Below are 19897 nucleotides of genomic sequence, written 5' to 3'. Positions count from 1 at the left end.
CACTTTAAAGTCAACCGCTCCGCTTCCCGCGTACTCTCCTCGGCTCTATTCTCTTTTTCTTGAGCAAGCTTGCTCCAAAAAAAATTGACGGCAGCAGCAGCCCGAAGGTAGCGCTGAATCCCCACCACATGTTCAGAATGTTATCGTTGAAATAGACGACATTCGGTACTAGCAATAGCGATGCGGGAATAAGGAGCGCGGCAACCGGAAGCGAAAGCGCTTTGCCGTCCTTCAGCTTCAGCAGTTGAGCCGCCCCTTCGACGGTCGCGTAAAAACAAACGTACAGCTTAAAAAATAAGGTGAAAAACCAGATCGAAGCCATGACGACTTCGATGCGCTCCAAAAAATTGGCTATACTTATTTTTTTGGCCAGCACATACGTAGAGAAGAGTTGAAGCTCCGTCAAATCGGTTCCGAGAACCAAAATGCATAGCATCACCGTTACGCTCAGAATGAAGCTTCCCGCCGCTATGCCTAGCAAGTAAGCACCGGTAATTCCGTGATATTTCCGCAAAGTCGGAAGTACCATCATCAGCGTGACCGCTTCGAAATAATAGCCGGCGAGCTGCAAAGTTCCCCGCAGCACGGGGTTAGGCCCTTTATCAAAAAAAGGCTTCAGATGTTTCGGGTCTATTTGGGGGGTCAGCATGACGACCAGCATCGCAAAGAGGACGACGACCCAGAAAAAGAGCAATTCGGCCGAGCGGACGACCGTACCGATGCCAAGCCTGAACCCCATTAGCACGACTAGCATAAACAAAATAAGGAATGCTTGGATCGGCGTTTCCGGCATAATGTGGGTTGCCATAAAATCGCCCACTTGCCATAAAACAATCGCCGAATCGATCAGGAAGAAGGCGACGAACAGCACACCGACCGACTTCCCGAGCCACGTGCCGAGTGTCCGGCTGCCGATATCGATCAGTGTCATACGGGGAAACCGGCTGGCCAACACGCCATACAACGCAGCGGCGCACAGCCCGGCAACCATCGCCAAAAAACCCGACAGCCATGCGCTTTCCTTTCCTACACCGATCACTTTTGCGGGTATATACAAAATCGTATCTCCGATCACGAACAATGCGGTCAATATGACGTACTGCCGTATCGAAACGGTACCTCTCTCCAGAATGCCGCCCCCCAGCTGTCTTTGACTGCCATTTCTGTCTTTTCAATTTTTTCCTAATTTGAATGCGATATACCCCGTGATTATAAAGCTGGGGCTAGTCGTCCATAATGGTTATAAAACGTCAGCAAGGGGTGCCGTCTCGTGAACATTTCTTCCAGCCTTGCGGAAAATATATCCCAACTGACCAAGAGCTTCGGTAACAGCAAAGATTTGATCGTACGGGACATCGTATTCGGAAAGGATCATGAAATCCGATTGGCTCTTTCGTATATGGAAGGGCTTGTCGATAAGGACTCCATCTTTCGTCTAATGGAATCGCTGCTTCTCCATTCGGGCAAAGTCGGCCGAAACGAATTCGAGGAGTTCGCCCGTCATCTCGTCATAACCGTTGGCGATATTGGCTGGAAGACCGCTTTTGCCGATATCCAGAAGTCCATCTTGGCAGGCGATTCCGTCATTTGGACGGAAAACGTGCCGATGGCTATTGTAGTCGCTACCCGTGGCGGTGAACAAAGGCAGGTGACCGAGCCGGTATCGCAGACGGTCGTACGCGGACCGCAGGACGGCTTTACCGAAGCGCTGCATACGAACATTTCGCTTGTAAGACGGCGGATCAAGGATCCGAATTTGTGGGTGGAGACGAAGGAAATCGGCCGGGTGACGAAAACCGACACGGCGCTCATGTACATAAACGGACTCGTGAAGGAGGACGTACTCGGGAAGCTTCGGGATAGACTCGCCAACATTAAGATCGACGGGATTTTGGAAAGCAGCTACATTGAAGAATTTATCCAGGATGAAACGTATACGGTATTTCCGACCGTCAACAATACGGAGCGCCCCGATGTCGTCGCTGCCGCCCTTCTGGAGGGCAGAGTAGCGATTTTCATTGACGGCACCCCGTTTGTTCTGCTCGTTCCGGGTCTGTTCACGCAATTTCTCCAATCACCGGAGGACTACTATCATCGATCGGACTTCGGACTGCTGCGCCTTCTGAGATATCTCGCTTTTTTTATTTCTTTGCTTGCTCCGGCATTGTATATCGCCATTACGACTTTCCATCAGGAGATGATTCCGACCTCTCTCTTGATCAGTCTGGCCGCGCAGCGGGAAGGAATCCCGTTTCCCGCCTTCATCGAAGCGTTAATGATGGAAATTACCTTCGAGCTATTGCGCGAAGCGGGCGTGCGCATGCCGAGGGCGGTAGGGACATCGATCTCCATCGTTGGCGCGCTCGTTCTGGGACAAGCCTCCGTGGAAGCGGGACTTGTATCTCCGGCGATGGTCATAATCGTGTCCATTACGGCAATTACCGGCTTTATTTTTCCCAGCTTCGAGATCGGCATCTCTATCCGGATGCTGAGGTTCGCCTTTATGGGACTTGCGGCTTCCTTCGGCTTTTTCGGCATCATTATCGGATTGATCGCGCTAGTGCTGCATTTATGCCATTTGCAATCGTTCGGCGTGCCCTACATGACCCCCTTCGCGCCGTTTCGGGCATCCGGACAAAAGGATAATATCGTCCGGGTGCCCTGGTGGCAAATGTATTCGCACATGGCCGCTTCCCGACAGCCGAATAACGGTAAGGAACAGTTTTCAAAAGGCAATCGGAACAAGGAGCCGTCCGGACAGACGGGACAAGATCGGCCGGAACAAACATAAGGTGGTTGGACATGAAGCGAAAGACGGTCGTATTCGTCGCTTGTATAAGTATGCTGCTGATGCTCAGCGGATGCTGGAACCGAAGGGAGCTGAACGATCTCGCTATTGCCCTGGGAATCGGAATCGATAAACAGGGAGACCAGTACCGGCTGTCCGTACAAATCGTAAATCCGCAAGAAATCGCCGCCAAAAAAGGCGGAGCCAACAATTCGCCGATTACGATATACGAAGAGACGGGACGCACCATCTTCGAATGCTTTCGTCGAATGACCACAAGCGCACCCCGTAAAATCTATATGTCCCACCTGCGCATCCTTGTGATCAGCGAAGAAGTGGCCCGGGAAGGGATTAAAAACCTTCTCGATTTTTTTGCCAGGGATCATGAGCTGCGAACCGATTTTTACGTGGTCATAGCCAGGGAAGCGAAGGCGAAGCAGGTGATGGGCATTCTGCAGCCGATCGAGAAAGTTCCGGCCAACAATATGTTTAAAATGCTGCAAACCTCGGAGAGGGTATGGGCGCCGACCACAAGCGTATTTCTCGACGATCTGCTGTCCGATTTAATGAGCAAGGGCAAGGAGCCGACGCTGACGGGAATTCGGATATTGGGCGACGTCCAATCGGGCAGCTCTGTCGACAATCTGAAAACGGCAGAGACGAATGCCTCCATCAAATATTCCAATATCGGCGTTTTTCGGGAAGACAAGCTGGTCGGGTGGCTTAACGAAGAAGAGAGCAAGGCCTACAATTACATTGTCGATAAAATACAAAGCACGATCGGCACAATCCCTTGTCCGGACGGCGGGATGTTGAATTTCGAAGTCATCCGTTCCAAAACGGAAATGAAGGGCATTGTAAATAACGGCAAGCCGGCAATCCATCTGACTGTTCGCGTCGAGCAGAATATCGGAGAGGTCGCATGCACGATCGATTTAAACAAAGTAGAGATGTTGGACTTGCTCGAGCGGCAGTCCGAGGAGAAAATCAAAGGGTTTATTGCGAAGACCATACAAAATACACAAAAGGAATTTGGCGCTGACATATTCGGCTTTGGCGAGGCGATTCACCGCGACGAGCCAAAAGCGTGGGAAAAGCTGCAAAGCAGCTGGAATACGATATTTCCCGAACTGCCGGTACAAGTCCGTGTCGAAGTCAAAATTAAGCGCACGGGGACGCAGAGCAACTCATTCCTGAACAAAATGGAGAGATAGCCGACATGCTGGGTGTTATCGGGATTATGGCGGCGGGAGCCGGGATTATTTTGATCGAGCTTCCGCTGCTGCGAAAGCGGAGCAAGAAGGAAATTTGGGCATTTTCCATCACGCTGGCGCTTGCTCTCGGACTCGGAATAGCAAAGAGCGTCCGGATACCGATACCGAATCCGCTGGACTGGATCGCTTTCGTATACAAGCCTTTCAGCGATGCGGTTTTCCGGTGGCTGAGCTGAAGCGCGGGAAGGGAAAAACGAACGATGAATAACGACGTAGTTAACGTTCGCCAATTTATGCAGCTCGTCGCATTGTTTACGATCGGAAGCTCCATTTTGTTCATCCCGCTCAGCTCGGCCTCCTCCGCGAAGCAGGACAGCTGGATGGCCATCTTGGCCGGCATGGCGGTTACATTGGGACTCGTCTGGTTGTATGTTCGATTGGCAAGACAAGCTCCCGGCTGCACGCTGGTTGAAATGAACCGCAAATGGCTGGGGAAGTGGCTTGGTTCAATTGTCTCCTTGCTTTATATCGCAACCACGCTCTTTTTGGGCGCTCCTTCGCTCCTGTTTTACATGGGAGAATTTATGGCAACCCAAATTATGACGCAGACGCCGATGCCGGTCCTCAACGCATTGTTTATGCTCGTAGTCGTCATGGGGCTCAAGCTCGGTTTGGGAACGCTGGCCCGTGCCGCCGAGGTGCTGTTCCCCATATTCGCCGCCCTGTTCGTCGCGCTGGCCCTACTGGCCTCTCCCGAAATAAAGCCGGAGCATTTGCAGCCTGCATTCGCGATCGGAGCGAAGCCGTTTTTGCGTGCTGTAGTCGATTATGTCGGCTTTTCCGGCATGCCGCTCGTTTTTATTCTAATGCTCCATCCGTCTGTAGTCGGGGATACTCCCAAGGCCGAAAAAGCTTTCTTTCTGGGCTCCGTCATCGGCGGAGCTTTCCTGCTGGTCATTACCATGGTATGCATTTCCGTTCTCGGAGTCGAGAACACGGTCCAGCAAGCTTATCCCAGCTATGCGCTGGCCAAGAAAATCAATGTCGGCAATATATTGTCGCGCATGGAAGTATTTATGGCCACTCTATGGATTATTTCGCTGTATTTCAAGATGATCTTATATTCGTACGCCGGCTTGAGGGGGATCGCCCAGCTTCTCCGGATCGGGAACGAGCGGTTGCTCGTATTGCCGCTGGGGGCGACGATGGTCGTTTTGTCCCTCATTATGTACCCCGATACCGCATATCGCGATTGGTGGGATTCGAAAATATGGCCGACGTATATCGCTACGTTCGGTTTTCTGATTCCCGTCGTGCTGCTCTTAGTAGCCAAGCTGCGCGGGAAAGGACGTGCTTCCGCATGATTCGCCGCACCCGGACGCATCACGCTTTCCCTTTTGCAGGGTATGGACATCTATGGTATAGTTTGTCGTATATAAGGATGCAAAGGAGCTTGAGTGACGTTTGCTGAAAAAATTGATTCCGCAAAAAAACGTCCGTTCGATTTATGAAATCGACGTTCAGGCATTATGGGACGCCGGGATTCGGGGCATTATTACCGATCTGGACAACACGCTGGTCGGGGCGAAGCATCCGCAGGCGACCCCGGAGCTGCTCGTCTGGCTCAAGCAGCTGCAGACGATCGGCTTCAAAGTGGTTATCGTTTCGAACAATAACAAGCTTCGCGTGTCCCGATTTTCCGAACCGCTCTCGATACCTTACATATTCCGCGCGAAGAAGCCCGGAAACTCGGCGTTCCGCAAAGCGATGGGAATGATGTCGCTTGCTCCGCAGCAAACCGTCGTCATCGGCGACCAGATGCTTACGGACGTCTTGGGCGGCAACCGGCTCGGCCTGTATACGATTCTCGTACTGCCGATCGAGCTGCGTGACGAAGGCTTTTTTACAAAAATAAACCGGCGTATCGAAAAAGCGGCGTTATCTTGGATGAAACGCAAAGGCTTTATGGGATGGGAGGACTCGTAACATGGCAACGGCTGACGATTTGCGTTGTTCCGGGTGCGGTGTTCCGATCCAGACGGAATCGCCGGATAGACTCGGATATGCGCCCGCTGCGGCACTGAAGAAGGAGCCGGCACTATGCCAGCGCTGCTTCCGGATCAAGCACTACAATGAAATATCGAGCGTGACGCCCAATCAGGACGATTTTCTGAAAATATTGAGCGGGATCGGCCGGACGGAATCGCTCGTCGTCCATATCGTCGACCTGTTCGATTTCGAGGGAAGCTTGATCAACGGACTTCACCGGTTCGTCGGACATAATCCGGTCGTGCTGGTCGTAAACAAAATCGATCTGCTGCCCAAGGCGATCAATGTGAACCGGATATTGAATTGGGTCCAGAAGCAGGTAAAGGAGCACGGTCTGAAAACGGCCGAGATCGTCCTTTGCAGCGCCAAAAAAAATATCGGGTTCGACCGCGTGGTCGAGGCGATCGCGGGGCACCGCGGAACGAAGGACGTATACGTGGTCGGTGCGACAAACGTCGGCAAGTCCACGCTTATTAACCGGCTTATCGGAGATTACAGCGATTTGGAGGCGGAACTGACGACATCGCCGTATCCCGGAACGACGCTTGATCTCGTGCAGATTCCTTTGGACGACGGACGGCATATTATCGATACGCCGGGAATCGTATATGCGCATCGTTTGACGGAATTGGCAGACAAGCGCGATTTGCAGAAGCTGCTGCCGGATAAGCCGATCAAGCCGGCCGTTTTCCAGCTTAACGAGAAGCAGACCCTTTTCTTCGGAGGATATGCCCGTTTCGATTTCACGCAAGGGGCAAGACAATCGTTTACATGCTATATGTCCAATGCGCTGCCGATCCACCGGACGAAGCTGGAACGGGCGGAGGAGCTGTACGCCGAGCACAAGGGTGAGATGCTGTCTCCTCCGGCCAAGGAAGGGCTGGATGCGATTCCTCCTCTTACGAAGCATGCATTCCGCATTCCGAAAGGAAGCTCGAGCGAAGTGCTCATCTCCGGGCTTGGCTGGATCGCCATCAACAGCGATGCGGGAGCCCAAATCGTCGTTCACGCCCCGAAAGGCGTAAAGGTAGCGGTGCGCGACTCATTGATCTAAAGGACATATCGTCATCGGCAATATGGGAGCGGGGAGAAGGAACGGATCATGGTACAATGGCAAATGGATACCGGTACGGTCATGCACGGCGTATTCGGCGACCCGATCAAGCATTCCAAATCGCCGATCATGCATAATCGGGCGTTTCGCGTATTAGGCTTGAATGCGGCTTATGCGGCGTTTCATATTTTGCCGGGACAGCTGAAGGATGCGGTCGCGGGCATACGGGCGATGCAGTTCCGCGGGGTTAATGTGACGATTCCCCACAAGCTGGAAGTGATGGACTACTTGGACGAGATCGACGAGGGCGCGAAGGCGATCGGAGCGGTCAATACGATTGTCAACGAAGATGGCCGGTTGATCGGCCATAACACGGACGGAATCGGGTACGTCCGTTCGTTGAAGGAAGAGGCCGGATTCGGCGTCGCCGGGAAAAAAGTGCTTATTCTCGGGGCGGGAGGAGCCGCTCGGGGCGTCTCCTATGCGCTGGCGAAGGAAGGCGCGGCCGCCGTATACATCGCCAACCGGACGGTATCCAAGGCGCTGGAGCTGGCGGAAGCGGTCCGTCCGTTTACGAAATCGGACGGTATGGGCTACGAATCGATCCAAGACGTGCGCGATGAAGTGGATTTGATCGTCCATAACACTTCGGTAGGCATGCATCCGAACGTAGACGATGTGCTGATCGATACGTCCTGGTTTCACGAAGGCTTGACGGTGAGCGAGACGGTGTACAATCCGCTCGTGACCCGCCTTCTGCGGGAAGCGGAAGCGAAAGGCGCCAAGACGCACGGCGGGCTCGGCATGTTTATTTATCAAGGCGCGTACGCCTTCGAATATTGGACCGGCCGCGAGGCGCCTGTCGCGGCGATGCGGGAAGCGGTTCTGGAAGCTTTTTAAACCTATATGAGCAAGACGAAGAAGGGGAAAGATAACAACATGTTGACGGGTAAACAAAAAAGGCATTTGCGGTCTCTGGCACACCATCTCGATCCGATTTTTCAAGTTGGCAAGGGCGGCGTGAACGATCATCTGGTCAAGCATATCGAAGAAGCGATAGAAGTGCGCGAGCTGATCAAGGTGTCCATCTTGAACAACTGCACGGATGACAGCGACGAGATTGCCGGCGAGCTGGCAGTCAAATCGGGATCGGAGCTTGTGCAACGAATCGGCAAAACGATCGTCCTGTACAAGCAATCCAAGGACAATAAGCAAATCGTGCTCCCGTAAGGGGTGTCGGATATGAAGGTCGGGATTATGGGAGGAACGTTCGATCCGATCCACCAAGGGCATTTGTTGGCGGCGGAGCGGGCGAGGGAAGAGGCCGGTTTGGACGAGGTGTGGTTTATGCCTTCCAGTACGCCCCCGCACAAGCCGAACGCCCCCAAGGCGTCGGCGGAGCAGCGGCTGCGGATGGTCGAAGCGGCGATCGCGGACAACCGGTATTTTCGCGCGGAGACGCTGGAGATTCGCCGCGGAGGCACGTCCTACACCGTGGATACGGTCCGCGAGCTTAAGCTGCAGTACCCCGGCATCGATTTTTTTTACATTATCGGAGCGGATATGGTGCAATATTTGCCGAATTGGGTGCGCATCGGCGAGCTGGTCGGCATGATCAAGTTTATCGGGCTTGCCCGGCCGGGCTACTCGTCGGAAGTGGGCCTGCTCCCAATATCGATCCGCGGCAGCGTCTTATCCGCGTCGATGCCTCAAGTCGGCATTTCCTCCACGATGATCCGGGATATGCGCAAGTCCGGGAAATCGGTCCGTTATCTGGTGCCGGACCCGGTTTTATTCTATATCGAGGAGAACCGGCTGTATGAATCGTGAACGGTTGATGGAAGAGACGCGCGGCCAGATGCCCTTGAAGCGCTGGGATCATACGATAGGCGTCATGGGGGCCGCAGTCGAGCTTGCGAAACGGTTCGGAGGCGATCCGGATAAGGCGGAATTGGCGGCATTGCTTCACGATTATTGCAAATATTGGCCGATTGAAGAGCAGCGTCGCGAATATGCGGCGGAAGAGCTCGATCCGGATCTGTTCAACTACGATCCCCAGCTGCTCCACGGGCCTCTTGCCGCTGAAGTGGTCCGCAAGCGGTACGGCATAACCGACTGCGAGGTGTTGGACGCCATCCGGTATCATACGTCCGGCAGGGAACGGATGACGCTGCTGGATAAAATCGTATGTCTGGCCGATTACATCGAGCCGGGCCGGGATTTTCCGACCGTGCCTGTCATTCGGGAAATGGCCGAACATAGCTTGGAGAGAGCGCTTGTTGCCGGCTTCGATTCGACGGTGCAATTTCTCGTGGAGAAAGGGAAGAAAGTATTTCCCCTTACGATCGTCGCCCGGAATTCCCTGATCGACGAAATAGGCGGCCGCACAGGGCCGAAGGACTGAAGACCGGAAGCACTGATTGTGTTCCGCATCTAACGGATGTTTACAGCTGTTATTTTGGGTAATCTAACTTTATACGAATGAATTTTCGGAATTATATTATTGAGGGGGAATGCAGATGAATCCATCACCGGACCATATTATGAACGAAGTCGTCAAAGCGGTAGAGGACAAAAAAGCGCACAACCTCGTTGTGCTGAATTTGAAGGGCATATCGCTGGTAGCCGACTATTTCGTCATTTGTCACGGCAACTCGGATACGCAGGTGCAGGCAATCGCGCAGGAAGTGCGCAAAAAAGCCGAGGAGTTGGGCGTACCGATGCGCGGCTTGGAAGGGTTCGATACGGCGCGCTGGGTGCTCGTCGATTTGGGCGACGTGGTCGTCCACGTGTTCCATCGCGACGAGCGGGAATATTATAACATCGAGCGGTTATGGTCCGATGCTAAGGTGGTCGAGCTCGTATGATGTCGGCCGAGGATCGGTTGGAGGCCGGTACGGTGGCGAAGCTGCAGGTGGCGCGGGAAGTGCCGCCTAACGGCTTTTTTTTGACCAACGGTACGCGCGATGTGCTGCTGCATTATAGCGAGATTGTCGGTTCGGTGAAGCCGGGGGACGAGGTGGAAGCGTTTTTGTTCCACGATACCGAGGATCGGTTATCCGCGACAATGAAGAAGCCGAACATTCGGCTCGGCGAAATAGGACTGCTCGAAGTGGCCGACATTCATCCGAGATTCGGCTGTTTTCTCGAGATGGGGCTCGGGCGGCAGCTGCTGCTGCCGGCTTCGGAGCTCCCCGAATCGAAGGAGCTGCACCCGAAGCCGGGGGACCGGGTATACGTCATGCTGAACCATGACAGACAAGGCCGGATGACGGCCAAACTGGCCGGCGAGAAGGAATTGACCGCGCTTGCGTTCCGTGCGCCGGATTCCTGGAAAAACAGCTGGGTGGACGCAATCGTCTACAAGCCTCTCCAAATGGGGACGTTCGTCGTATGCGAAGGCGGGGTGCTCGGCTTCGGCGCCATCGGGATGGTGCACGAGAAGGAACGTACGCGACCGCTGCGCCTTGGCGAACGGGTAAACGTCCGAGTCGTCTTCGTCCGCGAAGACGGCAGAGTCAATTTATCGACGCGTCAGCCGAAGCAAGTCGGCCGCGTCGAGGATGCGGACCGCATCCTCGCCTTTTTGCGGGATCGTCCGAACGGGGCGATGCCTTATTCCGACGAGACGCCGGCCGATGTTATCGCATCGAAGTTCGGCATCAGCAAGGCGGCGTTCAAGCGGGCGCTGGGCAAGCTGATGAAGGAAGGGCTGATTACGCAGCAAGGCAGCTGGACGCATTTGAAAGAGAAGCTGGAGTAGCCGCGCCTTTGCCGTTTCGTGACTGGAGCGGGACGAAGTCGAATGGATTAGGGCTTAGCGGAGGGATCTGATGCGTTACGGTCAATTTGCGTACATTTATGACAGACTGATGGAGGATATGCCTTATCCGCGCTGGATCAGCTTTCTCCGGCAATGCTGGGACGGCACCGGCAAACCGGCAACATTAGTCGATCTCGGCTGCGGCACCGGGAACATATCCATTCCTCTCGCACAGTCCGGCCTTCGCGTATTCGGCATAGACTTGTCGGACGACATGCTGGCGGTAGCCCAAGAGAAAACCGAGCAGCAGCAGCGGACGTTCCCGTTCGCGCCGGGGGGCTCGGTAACATGGCTGCAGCAGGACATGCGGGAATGGGTGCTGCCGGAGCCGGTCGATGCGGTCATATCCTGCTGCGATTGCATCAACTATTTGACCGAGGAAGCCGATCTGGCGGAAACGTTCCGGCATACGTATGCCGGATTGAAGCCCGGAGGCACCTTTATATTCGACGTGCATACGGAAGGCCAACTGCGGTCTTATGCCGAGATGCAGCCTTTTACGCTCAACGACGACGACATCTCCTATATTTGGACGAGCGATCTCGACGAGGAGCGATGCGAGATCGAGCATGATCTGGCCATTTTCGTGCGGGAATCCGAGTGGTTCGCTTCGGACGAATCTGCGGACAGAGATCCTTCCTTCTCCCCGGATGCTCGCCGTTATTTGCGTATTGATGAAACGCACGTGCAACGTGCCTATCCGCTCCGGCGAATCGAGGCGCTGTTGAGAGAAAGCGGCTTCTCGCAAGTGTCGCAATTTGCGGACTTCGTGCGCAAAGCCCCGACCCCCGAGACGGAACGCGCTTTTTTCGTCTGCGTCAAACAAGCGGAAGGATCCGTTGCCGATGGAGCGTAATGTCGTTCTGCGGCACGCGGGGGAATTCGCCAGATCGGTTCATGGGGGGGAAGCTTCCGGACACGATTGGCCCCATATCGAACGGGTAGTCCGGATGACTAGAAAGCTGTGCGCCTCGGAGCGCGCCGATCCGTTCGTGTGCGAGCTCGCGGCTCTTCTGCACGATGTTGCCGACGAGAAGCTGAACCCCTCCAAAGAGGCGGGTATGGCCAAAGTAGGGCAATGGCTGCGAACCGAGTCGGTCGAGCCGTCCGTACAAAGCCATGTTCTGGATATTATTTCGACGATGTCTTTCGGTTCCGGCCCGGCTTCGCCCATGCGGACGCTGGAAGGCATGGTTGTCCGGGATGCGGACAGGCTCGATGCGATAGGCGCGATCGCGATCGCGCGAACGTTCGTGTATGCGGGCTGGAAAGGGCATCCGATTTACGATCCGGCGCTGCCTCCCCGGACGGAGATGACCAAGGAACAGTACCGGCTGGGCCGGACGACCGCGATCAACCATTTTCATGAAAAGCTGCTGAAGCTGAAAGGCTTGCTCCATACCGAAGCTGCGCGCGCCATTGCGGAAGAGCGGCACAGGTTTATGGAAATTTACTTGGAGCAGTTTCATAAGGAGTGGAATGGGGAAGTCTAAATGGATTGAACCAATTGGTTTGAACCTGTATAATCTTTGGAGGGGCCGCGGGAAAGGCGCCGTCCGTTTCCCTATTGTTAATCCATATCAAAATTAGATCAAATTGATCGAAAATAGATTGTTTTTAATATGATTCATTTCGTTTATACTGGTCTTACTAGTAGTATGCGCTTCGACGGAAAGACGACAGTCTCCACGCGAGAGCATGAGGAGGTTACATCCATGAATACCGGGAATGCCAACAGGGATCAGCTGTGGCGAACGTACTACGGCCCCAATCTCGGATACGTGCAGGAGCAGTACGAACAATACTTGATCAATCCCGATTCGGTAGATCTTTCCTTCCGGGAATTGTTTCAGCGCTGGGGGGCCCCCCCTTCCGCAGAGCTGGCGCCGGAGCAAGCGCAAAATTCGGCCCCGGGCCGGAACGTAAACGAGTCGGTCGACCCGCGGTTGTTGCATAAAGCGGTGGCGGCCGGCAAATTGGTATGGAACATTCGCACATACGGACATCTCGCCGCGGATATCGATCCGCTTCATTTGGGCTCTGCCGCGAATACCCGGCTGCTCGATCCCGAAACGTTCGGACTCGGCAAGGAGGATCTTCTGGCTCTCCCCGCTTCGCTTATTTGGGAGAATGCGCCGGACGACGTCGCAACGGGATGGGACGCTATCGAGAGATTGCGCCGGACTTACACGCAATCGACCGCTTACGAATTCAGCCATGTTCATGAGGAGCGCGAACGCGATTGGCTGAACAAAAATGTGGAGAAGGGCGTGGCCGTGGCCGAGGCGCTGACCGCGCAGGAGCGGGAAGCGCTATTGGGCAGGCTTATCCAGACCGAGCAATTCGAAACGTTTCTGCATCGCACGTTCGTCGGTCAGAAGCGCTTTTCCGTGGAAGGCAACGATGCGCTCATTCCGATGCTCGACGAGCTGGTTCGCACGGTTGCGCGGCAAGGGGGCAAACACGTCCTGATGGGTATGGCCCACCGGGGACGTCTGAATGTGCTCGCTCACGTTCTCGGTAAACCTTACGGTAAAATATTCGCGGAATTCCACCATTCTCCGAACCGGGATCTTGTGCCGTCCGAAGGCTCGATCGGCATCAACTATGGTTGGACGGGAGACGTGAAATATCATTTGGGAGCGGACCGGTCCGTGGAGGAGAGCGAAGGCCGGAAAATTCGCCTGACTTTGGCGAATAATCCGAGTCATCTGGAGTTCGTCAATCCGGTCGTCGAAGGCTTCACAAGAGCGGCGCAGGAAGAACGCGGCGCCCGGGGCAACCCCGTACAGGACGAGAGCGCGGCCGCTGCGGTCATCATGCACGGGGATGCCGCATTCGCCGGAGAAGGCATCGTGCCGGAGACGTTGAACTTCAACAGGCTTCCGGGCTACCGGAACGGCGGAACGGTGCATGTGATCGTCAATAACCGGATCGGGTTCACGACTGAAAGCCATGATGCCCGCTCCACTTATTATGCCAGCGACTTGGCGAAAGGGTTCGAAATTCCGATCGTCCATGTGAACGCCGACGATCCTGAAGCTTGCATAGCGGCGGTTCGGATGGCTTGCGAGTTCCGCGAGCGGTTCAATAAAGATTTCTTGATCGATCTGATCGGATACCGCCGTTACGGCCATAATGAATCGGACGACCCCGAGACGACCCAGCCGGTCATATACGAGGCTGTCAAAAACCACAAGACGGTCGCGACGCTTTATGCGAACAAGCTCGTGGCGGAAGGCGTATTGACCCAAGAACGCGTAGAAGCGTTGAAGCGGGATTCTCTGGCCGCCCTTCAGGAAGCTTACGAGGAAATGCTGCGCAGCGGCGAAAGAGAAGCGAACGGCAAACGCGGCGCCGTCACCGTCGTCCGTGAAGAGGCTGCACAGCCACCGGTTACCGCAGTGCCGTTGGAAAAGCTGAAGGACATCAACGTGGAACTCTTGAAACGGCCGGATAGCTTCCATACGTATCCGAAGCTGCAGCGCATATTGGAACGCCGTGCCAAAGCGTTGGACGAAGGCGAGAAGGTCGATTGGGCGCTGGCCGAGACACTGGCGTTCGCGACGATTTTGGCCGACGGGAAACCGATTCGCGTCAGCGGACAAGATTCCCAGCGGGGGACCTTCGCCCACCGCAACCTTGTCCTGCACGATTCCGCAACGGGGGACACGTTCTGCCCGCTGCACGCGCTGCCCCAGGCGAAAGCTTCGTTTGCGATCCATAACAGTCCATTGTCGGAGGCGTCCGTGCTCGGCTTCGAATACGGCTACAATGTGTTCGCGCCGGAAACGTTCGTCATATGGGAAGCGCAGTATGGAGATTTTGCCAATGCGGGACAAGTTATCATCGATCAGTTTCTTGCCGCAGGACGCGGCAAATGGCGGCAAAAATCGAGCCTGACCTTGCTGTTGCCGCATGGCTATGAAGGTCAAGGTCCCGAGCACTCCAGCGCCCGTCTGGAACGTTATTTGCAGCTGGCGGGCGAAGACAACTGGACGGTCGTCAATCTGACCCGGGCTTCGCAATATTTCCACCTGCTGCGCAGACAAGCCGCGCTGACGCAAAGCGAGGAAGCCCGTCCGCTTATCGTGATGGCACCGAAAAGCCTGATCCGGAATCCGCGCGTCGCATCTCCGGGTACGGAGTTGAGCTCGGGACAGTTCCAGCCCATATTGGAACAGCCGGGATTGGGCACGCAGCCCGCTCGGGTGGAAAGACTCGTATTGTGCTGCGGCAAAGTGGCCGTCGATTTGGAAGAAGCGATCCAGGCGGACGGGGGAGCGGACTGGAGCTGGCTTCATATCGTCCGGACGGAGCAGCTGTATCCGTTCCCGGCGGAAGAAATCCGGTCCGTTCTCCGTCGGTTCCCGAATTTGCGGGAAATCGTATGGATGCAGGAAGAACCGCGCAACATGGGAGCCTGGAGCTTCATGGAGCCGCGCATTCGCGAATTGGCGCCGGAAGGGGCCATCGTCCGTTACGTCGGCCGCCGCGAGCGGTCCAGCACGGCGAGCGGCTATCAGAACGTACACAGCTTCGAGCAGCGGCAATTGATCGCGAATGCGATGGATCGAAGCTTTTTCCAAACGGAACGTCAAGGAGGAGCGGTTCATGTCTGACATTAAAATACCCGAGATGGGCGAGTCGATAACGGAAGGCGCGATTGCCAAATGGCTGGTTAAGGTCGGCGATACGGTCAATCAGGGAGATATGTTATTGGAGCTCGAAACGGATAAAGTCAATTTGGAAGTAAATGCGGAACGTTCCGGCGTGGTCGCGGAAATACGCAAAAGCGAAGGGGACGTCGTGCAAGTAGGGGAAGTCGTAGGTACGATTCAAGAAGGAGCGGTTGCTCCTGCAAGCGGTCAACCGGCGGGCACCCAGTTGGCGGATGATGCCGAGCTGGTCCGTACGGCGTCCGCCACGCCTCCGTCGTCGGCACCTGCATCCGTACCTGCACCGGCAGCCGAACCGGAGTCCGGTTCCGCCTATACCGCTTCTCCGTCGGTGCGCAAGCTGGCGAGAGAGCGTGGGATCGATCTGCAGAGCGTCGTTCCGGTGGACCCGAACGGGCGTATTCATCGCAACGAGGTATCCGCTCCGCGCAGCGCCGAACCTCAAGCGGCAGCGTCTGCCGTCAAGGAACAGTCAGAGCCGAATCCGGCCCGTTCGTCGGGCGGAACGGTTCTTGACGATCCGGCGAAGCCGATCGAGACGATCCGCATGTCCAGACGCCGCCAGACGATCGCCACGCGACTGGTCGAAGCCCAACGGACGGCCGCCATGCTGACCACCTTCAATGAAGTCGATATGACGAAAATTCTCGACATCCGCAAACGTCGCAAGCAGTCGTTCCAAGAGAAAAACGACGTCGGACTCGGCTTCATGTCCTTCTTCACGAAGGCGGTTGTCGGAGCGTTGAAAAAATTCCCGCTGCTGAATGCGGAAATTGACGGCGACCGGATTTTGGCGAAAAAGTATTACGATATCGGCATCGCGGTATCGGCGAAGGAAGGGCTGGTCGTACCGGTAGTAAGGGATGCGGACCGGCTCGGATTCGCCGAAATCGAGCGCACGATCGCCGACTTGGCCGGGAAAGCGCGTTCCAACACGCTGCAATTGTCCGATTTGCAGGGAGGAACCTTCTCGATCACGAACGGTGGCGTTTTCGGATCGCTTCTGTCGACGCCGATTTTGAATACGCCTCAGGTCGGCATTCTGGGCATGCACAAAATCCAGTGGAGACCGATCGCTCTCGACGAGCAGCGGATGGAAAACCGCCCGATGATGTACATCGCCCTATCGTACGACCATCGTATCGTGGACGGAAGCGAAGCCGTACGTTTCCTTGTCACGGTCAAAGAACTGCTCGAAGATCCGGAATCGCTGCTGCTGGAAGGATAAGCGGCAAGTCGGATCAGGACATGCCGGTTTATGGAATAATCGAAGAGAGACTGTTCCGGGAACGATCCGTTCCTGGACAGTCTCTTTTGGGTTTTTAATGAAGTTCGCCCCAGGCTGCGAAGCTCGGGGTTGCCCCCCCGAAGAGGATCGGCGGCGCCATACTCGTCCCAATCCGCTTTCCTATGCATAAGGGAGTTCCTTGCCCTCCGTCAAAGCTTTCAGATTAGCCAATGACTCGTCATACCCTCCCATGTTGGCCATAACTTTTATTCCGTCCTGTTGCCTCTCCAATGAGAAAGAGATGAAGGTTTGCTGCGCATCCACATAAAACGAAAACTCCCGATACGGGTCAATCTTCCCGATCGTCAAGGTCATGGGAAGCTTCTCGGCGAGGTTGTTGTAGCGGTTGGGCATCAAGGTAAACAACATTTTCTGTCCGGCGCTCAGCTCGGGAATTTCCCAAGGAGATCCGGGTGCGTACCATTGCGTTAGCTTGTTCTCGTCTGTCAGCGCGCTCCACACGTCTTCGATATCCGCATGGATGACGATAAAACTATTCATTTCCGCATTACCCACGTTTCGTGCCTCCTTTGGCTACTATTTCTTATTCCGTTGTCTGAATGTAGCAGAAAAATTGTCGAAACAGATGAATTGCGATGTTGAATCCTCTCCAAACGGGGTATTCATATGGTGTATGTCTTTTTATTCTCCAAATTATATGGTTTATCCTTTTCCCGGCTTTTGCATTTGCCACCCGATTGAAGACAAACAAGCGATGATACAAAGGATTGGCATAGTTGGAGTGCTTTCCGTATTTATCCATATAGACTATTGCTGCGGAAAATCGTTGCGTATGCACCTTTGTGTGAGGAATTATGTCGTATCGTGATAGGAGATGTAAGAAGAAGGCGATAAAATGACTAGGTGACCATCTATTTTTGGTGAAATGGCTCGAATTGATAAAATATTTAGAAAACTTGGATGAAAAACGTTTTGTTTTCCTCTATAATAAGAATTGTAAGTTGCATTCGTTGTTAGGTATCTTTACAAAACTTTAACATTATAAGTTGGCTGTTCATCATTCTCGGTCCAAGGAGGTGCCCCGAGGCATGGCAACACTTTCACCGTACGTCACTTCCGACGATCTGTATTTGTACAATCACGGCCAATTGTTTCGCGCCTACCGGACCTTCGGCGCACATCTTTGCCGGGTCGGGGGAGGCGCGGGCGTACGGTTCACCGTTTGGGCGCCGCATGCCGCTGAAGTAAGCGTAGTGGGGGATTTTAACGCTTGGAACGGGGCAGGGCACCATCTGCAGCGGAACGGAACGACAGGCGTATGGAGCGGATTCGTGCCCGATATCGCGGAAGGAACGATTTACAAATACGAGCTTGTCGACAGGCATGGCGGCAAAAGGCTGAAAGCCGACCCGTTTGCCTTTCGGGCGGAGCTCAGGCCCGGGACCGCCTCGATCGTTGCACGGCTGGACGGTTACCGTTGGAACGACGCCGGCTGGTTCAGGCGGAAACGCAATCGTCCTCCTTACGAACGGCCGATGCTCGTTTATGAGGTGCATCTGGGCTCTTGGAGACTGGACGCTCCCGAGCAGTTCCGCACATACGGCCAGCTAGCCGAGGAATTGGCCGACTATGTCGATTCCAGAGGCTTTACGCACATCGAGATACTCCCGCTGATGGAGCATCCGCTGGACCGTTCATGGGGCTATCAGACGACCGGATATTATGCGGCAACGAGTCGATACGGTCCGCCGGAAGGGTTGAAGACGCTCGTCGATTGCTGCCATCGGCGGGGCATTGGGGTATTGCTGGATTGGGTGCCCGGACATTTTTGCAAAGACGATCACGGTCTGCGATTGTTCGACGGCACGCCCCTGTATGAAAGCGCCGATCCCCGCAAAGCGGAGAAGCCGCTGTGGGGCACGCTCGCCTTCGACTTCGCGAAGCCTGAGGTGCACAGCTTCCTCATCTCGAACGCATTGTTTTGGCTCGACGTGTATCATATCGACGGATTGCGGGTGGACGCGGTAGCCAGCATGATCGACCTGCATTTCGACAAGCCGCCCGAGATGCATGCGTTTAACCGGCATGGCGGGAGCGAGCACCTCGAAGCGCTCGAATTTTTGCGCAAGCTGAACGAAACCGTTTTTCGCTTTTACCCCGATACCTTGATGATCGCCGAAGACTCGTCCTCCTGGCCCGGCGTGACCGCGCCTACCTACAAGGGCGGCTTAGGCTTCAATTACAAATGGAATATGGGCTGGATGAACGACATGCTCCGCTACATGGAGACCGATCCCGTTCACCGACCGGCCCGGCATTCGCTAGTCACCTTCTCGATGATGTACGCCTACTCCGAAAATTACATGCTGCCTCTGTCGCATGACGAAGTCGTTCACGGTAAACGCTCCCTGCTTAACAAAATGCCCGGCACCTATGAGGAGAAATTTGCCAACCTGCGTTTGTTCTACGGATATTGGATGACATTTCCGGGAAAAAAGCTGCTGTTCATGGGCGGCGAATTCGGCCAGTTCGACGAATGGAAGGACGCGGAAGCGCTCGACTGGATGCTGCTGGATTATCCGATGCACGGTGCGATGCACGGCTACATGCGGGATTTGAGCGCCCTATACGCCAAAAAATCCGCCCTCTGGGAATGCGACCACGCGCCCGAAGGCTTTCAATGGATCGATGCGGACAACGCGGCCCAAAGCGTAATTACGTTTATTCGTTGGGGGAAGCAAGCGAAAAGCCACTTTATCGCCATATGCAATTTTTCCAATCATTTCTATCCGGTTTTCCGGCTGGGGGTGCCGTCGGCATCGTCGTATCGGCTTCTCTTCAACAGCGACGCCCCCGAATACGGCGGCTCCGGCCACGAGATGCCGCGCAGGATGAAAGCCGAACGCCGGAAGCTGCACGGCCAGCCCTGCAGCGTCGAGCTCCCCGTTCCTCCTTTATCGTTTCTGCTGCTCGAACCGGTGCGGAATGCCGTCGTAGGGTAGCGTACGCCGAGCAAAACCAACTTACAACCGAGAGGGGAA

At 54.9% G+C, this 19897-nt stretch carries 19 protein-coding genes; 17 read left to right on the top strand and 2 right to left on the bottom strand.

The annotated features are described in order from the left end of the window. Positions 1–10 precede the first annotated feature (10 nt). On the bottom strand, positions 11–1108 hold the full coding sequence (locus FE784_RS02095; protein ID WP_281287006.1) for a GerAB/ArcD/ProY family transporter: 1098 nt from the start codon (positions 1106–1108) through the stop codon (positions 11–13). Between the two features lie 162 nt (positions 1109–1270). On the opposite strand from FE784_RS02095, the gene FE784_RS02090 reads away from it, so the two are divergent. The 16 genes from FE784_RS02090 to odhB all read left to right on the top strand — a co-directional run bounded on the left by FE784_RS02090 (position 1271) and on the right by odhB (position 16835). Then, positions 1271–2791 (top strand): spore germination protein, encoded by a 1521-nt coding sequence (locus tag FE784_RS02090; RefSeq protein WP_139600462.1) that lies wholly within the window; start codon positions 1271–1273, stop codon positions 2789–2791. 11 nt (positions 2792–2802) lie between these two features. Then, positions 2803–4002 (top strand): Ger(x)C family spore germination protein, encoded by a 1200-nt coding sequence (locus FE784_RS02085; protein WP_139600461.1) that lies wholly within the window; start codon positions 2803–2805, stop codon positions 4000–4002. Positions 4003–4007: 5 nt separating this feature from the next. Further along, positions 4008–4238 (top strand): hypothetical protein, encoded by a 231-nt coding sequence (locus tag FE784_RS02080; RefSeq protein WP_139600460.1) that lies wholly within the window; start codon positions 4008–4010, stop codon positions 4236–4238. Between the two features lie 24 nt (positions 4239–4262). Then, entirely contained in the window at positions 4263–5366 is a 1104-nt protein-coding gene (locus tag FE784_RS02075; RefSeq protein WP_139600459.1) for a GerAB/ArcD/ProY family transporter, read from the top strand. Positions 5367–5466: 100 nt separating this feature from the next. Continuing rightward, positions 5467–5988, top strand: a complete 522-nt coding sequence (locus tag FE784_RS02070) for a YqeG family HAD IIIA-type phosphatase (protein WP_176705898.1) — start codon at positions 5467–5469, stop codon at positions 5986–5988. 1 nt (position 5989) lies between these two features. Further along, positions 5990–7105, top strand: coding sequence for a ribosome biogenesis GTPase YqeH (gene yqeH / locus FE784_RS02065; protein WP_139600458.1), 1116 nt, complete (start codon positions 5990–5992; stop codon positions 7103–7105). A 48-nt stretch (positions 7106–7153) separates the two neighbouring features. Continuing rightward, a complete protein-coding gene (gene aroE / locus FE784_RS02060; RefSeq protein WP_139600457.1) occupies positions 7154–8005 on the top strand; it encodes a shikimate dehydrogenase in 852 nt (283 codons plus the stop codon). Between the two features lie 39 nt (positions 8006–8044). Then, on the top strand, positions 8045–8335 hold the full coding sequence (gene yhbY / locus FE784_RS02055; RefSeq protein WP_139600456.1) for a ribosome assembly RNA-binding protein YhbY: 291 nt from the start codon (positions 8045–8047) through the stop codon (positions 8333–8335). A 12-nt stretch (positions 8336–8347) separates the two neighbouring features. Next, complete coding sequence (locus FE784_RS02050; RefSeq protein WP_139600455.1) at positions 8348–8935, top strand: nicotinate-nucleotide adenylyltransferase; 588 nt, start codon at positions 8348–8350, stop codon at positions 8933–8935. Continuing rightward, the gene (gene yqeK / locus FE784_RS02045; RefSeq protein WP_139600454.1) at positions 8925–9509 is read left to right on the top strand and encodes a bis(5'-nucleosyl)-tetraphosphatase (symmetrical) YqeK; all 585 of its coding nucleotides are present in this window, start codon (positions 8925–8927) and stop codon (positions 9507–9509) included. The genes FE784_RS02050 and yqeK overlap by 11 nt, the downstream gene beginning before the upstream one ends. 115 nt (positions 9510–9624) lie before the next feature. Continuing rightward, on the top strand, positions 9625–9972 hold the full coding sequence (gene rsfS / locus FE784_RS02040; RefSeq protein ID WP_139600453.1) for a ribosome silencing factor: 348 nt from the start codon (positions 9625–9627) through the stop codon (positions 9970–9972). After that, on the top strand, positions 9969–10868 hold the full coding sequence (locus tag FE784_RS02035) for a CvfB family protein (RefSeq protein WP_246131865.1): 900 nt from the start codon (positions 9969–9971) through the stop codon (positions 10866–10868). Before rsfS ends, FE784_RS02035 begins: the two co-directional genes overlap by 4 nt. 67 nt (positions 10869–10935) lie before the next feature. Then, the gene (locus tag FE784_RS02030) at positions 10936–11784 is read left to right on the top strand and encodes a class I SAM-dependent DNA methyltransferase (protein WP_176705915.1); all 849 of its coding nucleotides are present in this window, start codon (positions 10936–10938) and stop codon (positions 11782–11784) included. Next, a complete protein-coding gene (locus FE784_RS02025) occupies positions 11774–12421 on the top strand; it encodes an HD domain-containing protein (RefSeq protein ID WP_139600451.1) in 648 nt (215 codons plus the stop codon). Before FE784_RS02030 ends, FE784_RS02025 begins: the two co-directional genes overlap by 11 nt. A gap of 252 nt (positions 12422–12673) precedes the next feature. Beyond that, complete coding sequence (locus tag FE784_RS02020; RefSeq protein WP_425465524.1) at positions 12674–15550, top strand: 2-oxoglutarate dehydrogenase E1 component; 2877 nt, start codon at positions 12674–12676, stop codon at positions 15548–15550. After that, the gene (gene odhB / locus FE784_RS02015) at positions 15543–16835 is read left to right on the top strand and encodes a 2-oxoglutarate dehydrogenase complex dihydrolipoyllysine-residue succinyltransferase (protein WP_139600449.1); all 1293 of its coding nucleotides are present in this window, start codon (positions 15543–15545) and stop codon (positions 16833–16835) included. The genes FE784_RS02020 and odhB overlap by 8 nt, the downstream gene beginning before the upstream one ends. 180 nt (positions 16836–17015) lie before the next feature. Here the strand turns inward: odhB and FE784_RS02010 are convergent, their stop codons facing one another. Further along, entirely contained in the window at positions 17016–17411 is a 396-nt protein-coding gene (locus tag FE784_RS02010; protein WP_246131864.1) for an SRPBCC domain-containing protein, read from the bottom strand. 533 nt (positions 17412–17944) lie between these two features. Here FE784_RS02010 and glgB point away from each other — a divergent pair. Continuing rightward, on the top strand, positions 17945–19858 hold the full coding sequence (gene glgB / locus FE784_RS02005) for a 1,4-alpha-glucan branching protein GlgB (protein ID WP_139600448.1): 1914 nt from the start codon (positions 17945–17947) through the stop codon (positions 19856–19858). Positions 19859–19897 lie beyond the last annotated feature (39 nt).

Source organism: Paenibacillus hemerocallicola (assembly GCF_006265175.1).
In the GTDB taxonomy this organism is placed as follows: Bacteria; Bacillota; Bacilli; order Paenibacillales; family NBRC-103111; genus Paenibacillus_AB; species Paenibacillus_AB hemerocallicola.
This window is presented reverse-complemented; position numbering and strand designations above follow the sequence as displayed.

Excerpts from the sequence above, each read along its gene's own strand:
- FE784_RS02085 (WP_139600461.1), top strand. The coding sequence starts at position 2,803 with ATGAAGCGAAAGACGGTCGTATTCGTCGCTTGTATAAGTATGCTGCTG.
- FE784_RS02080 (WP_139600460.1), top strand. The coding sequence starts at position 4,008 with ATGCTGGGTGTTATCGGGATTATGGCGGCGGGAGCCGGGATTATTTTG.
- FE784_RS02075 (WP_139600459.1), top strand. The coding sequence starts at position 4,263 with ATGAATAACGACGTAGTTAACGTTCGCCAATTTATGCAGCTCGTCGCA.
- yqeH (WP_139600458.1), top strand. The coding sequence starts at position 5,990 with ATGGCAACGGCTGACGATTTGCGTTGTTCCGGGTGCGGTGTTCCGATC.
- aroE (WP_139600457.1), top strand. The coding sequence starts at position 7,154 with ATGGTACAATGGCAAATGGATACCGGTACGGTCATGCACGGCGTATTC.
- yhbY (WP_139600456.1), top strand. The coding sequence starts at position 8,045 with ATGTTGACGGGTAAACAAAAAAGGCATTTGCGGTCTCTGGCACACCAT.
- FE784_RS02050 (WP_139600455.1), top strand. The coding sequence starts at position 8,348 with ATGAAGGTCGGGATTATGGGAGGAACGTTCGATCCGATCCACCAAGGG.
- yqeK (WP_139600454.1), top strand. The coding sequence starts at position 8,925 with ATGAATCGTGAACGGTTGATGGAAGAGACGCGCGGCCAGATGCCCTTG.
- rsfS (WP_139600453.1), top strand. The coding sequence starts at position 9,625 with ATGAATCCATCACCGGACCATATTATGAACGAAGTCGTCAAAGCGGTA.
- FE784_RS02035 (WP_246131865.1), top strand. The coding sequence starts at position 9,969 with ATGATGTCGGCCGAGGATCGGTTGGAGGCCGGTACGGTGGCGAAGCTG.
- FE784_RS02025 (WP_139600451.1), top strand. The coding sequence starts at position 11,774 with ATGGAGCGTAATGTCGTTCTGCGGCACGCGGGGGAATTCGCCAGATCG.
- odhB (WP_139600449.1), top strand. The coding sequence starts at position 15,543 with ATGTCTGACATTAAAATACCCGAGATGGGCGAGTCGATAACGGAAGGC.
- glgB (WP_139600448.1), top strand. The coding sequence starts at position 17,945 with ATGGCAACACTTTCACCGTACGTCACTTCCGACGATCTGTATTTGTAC.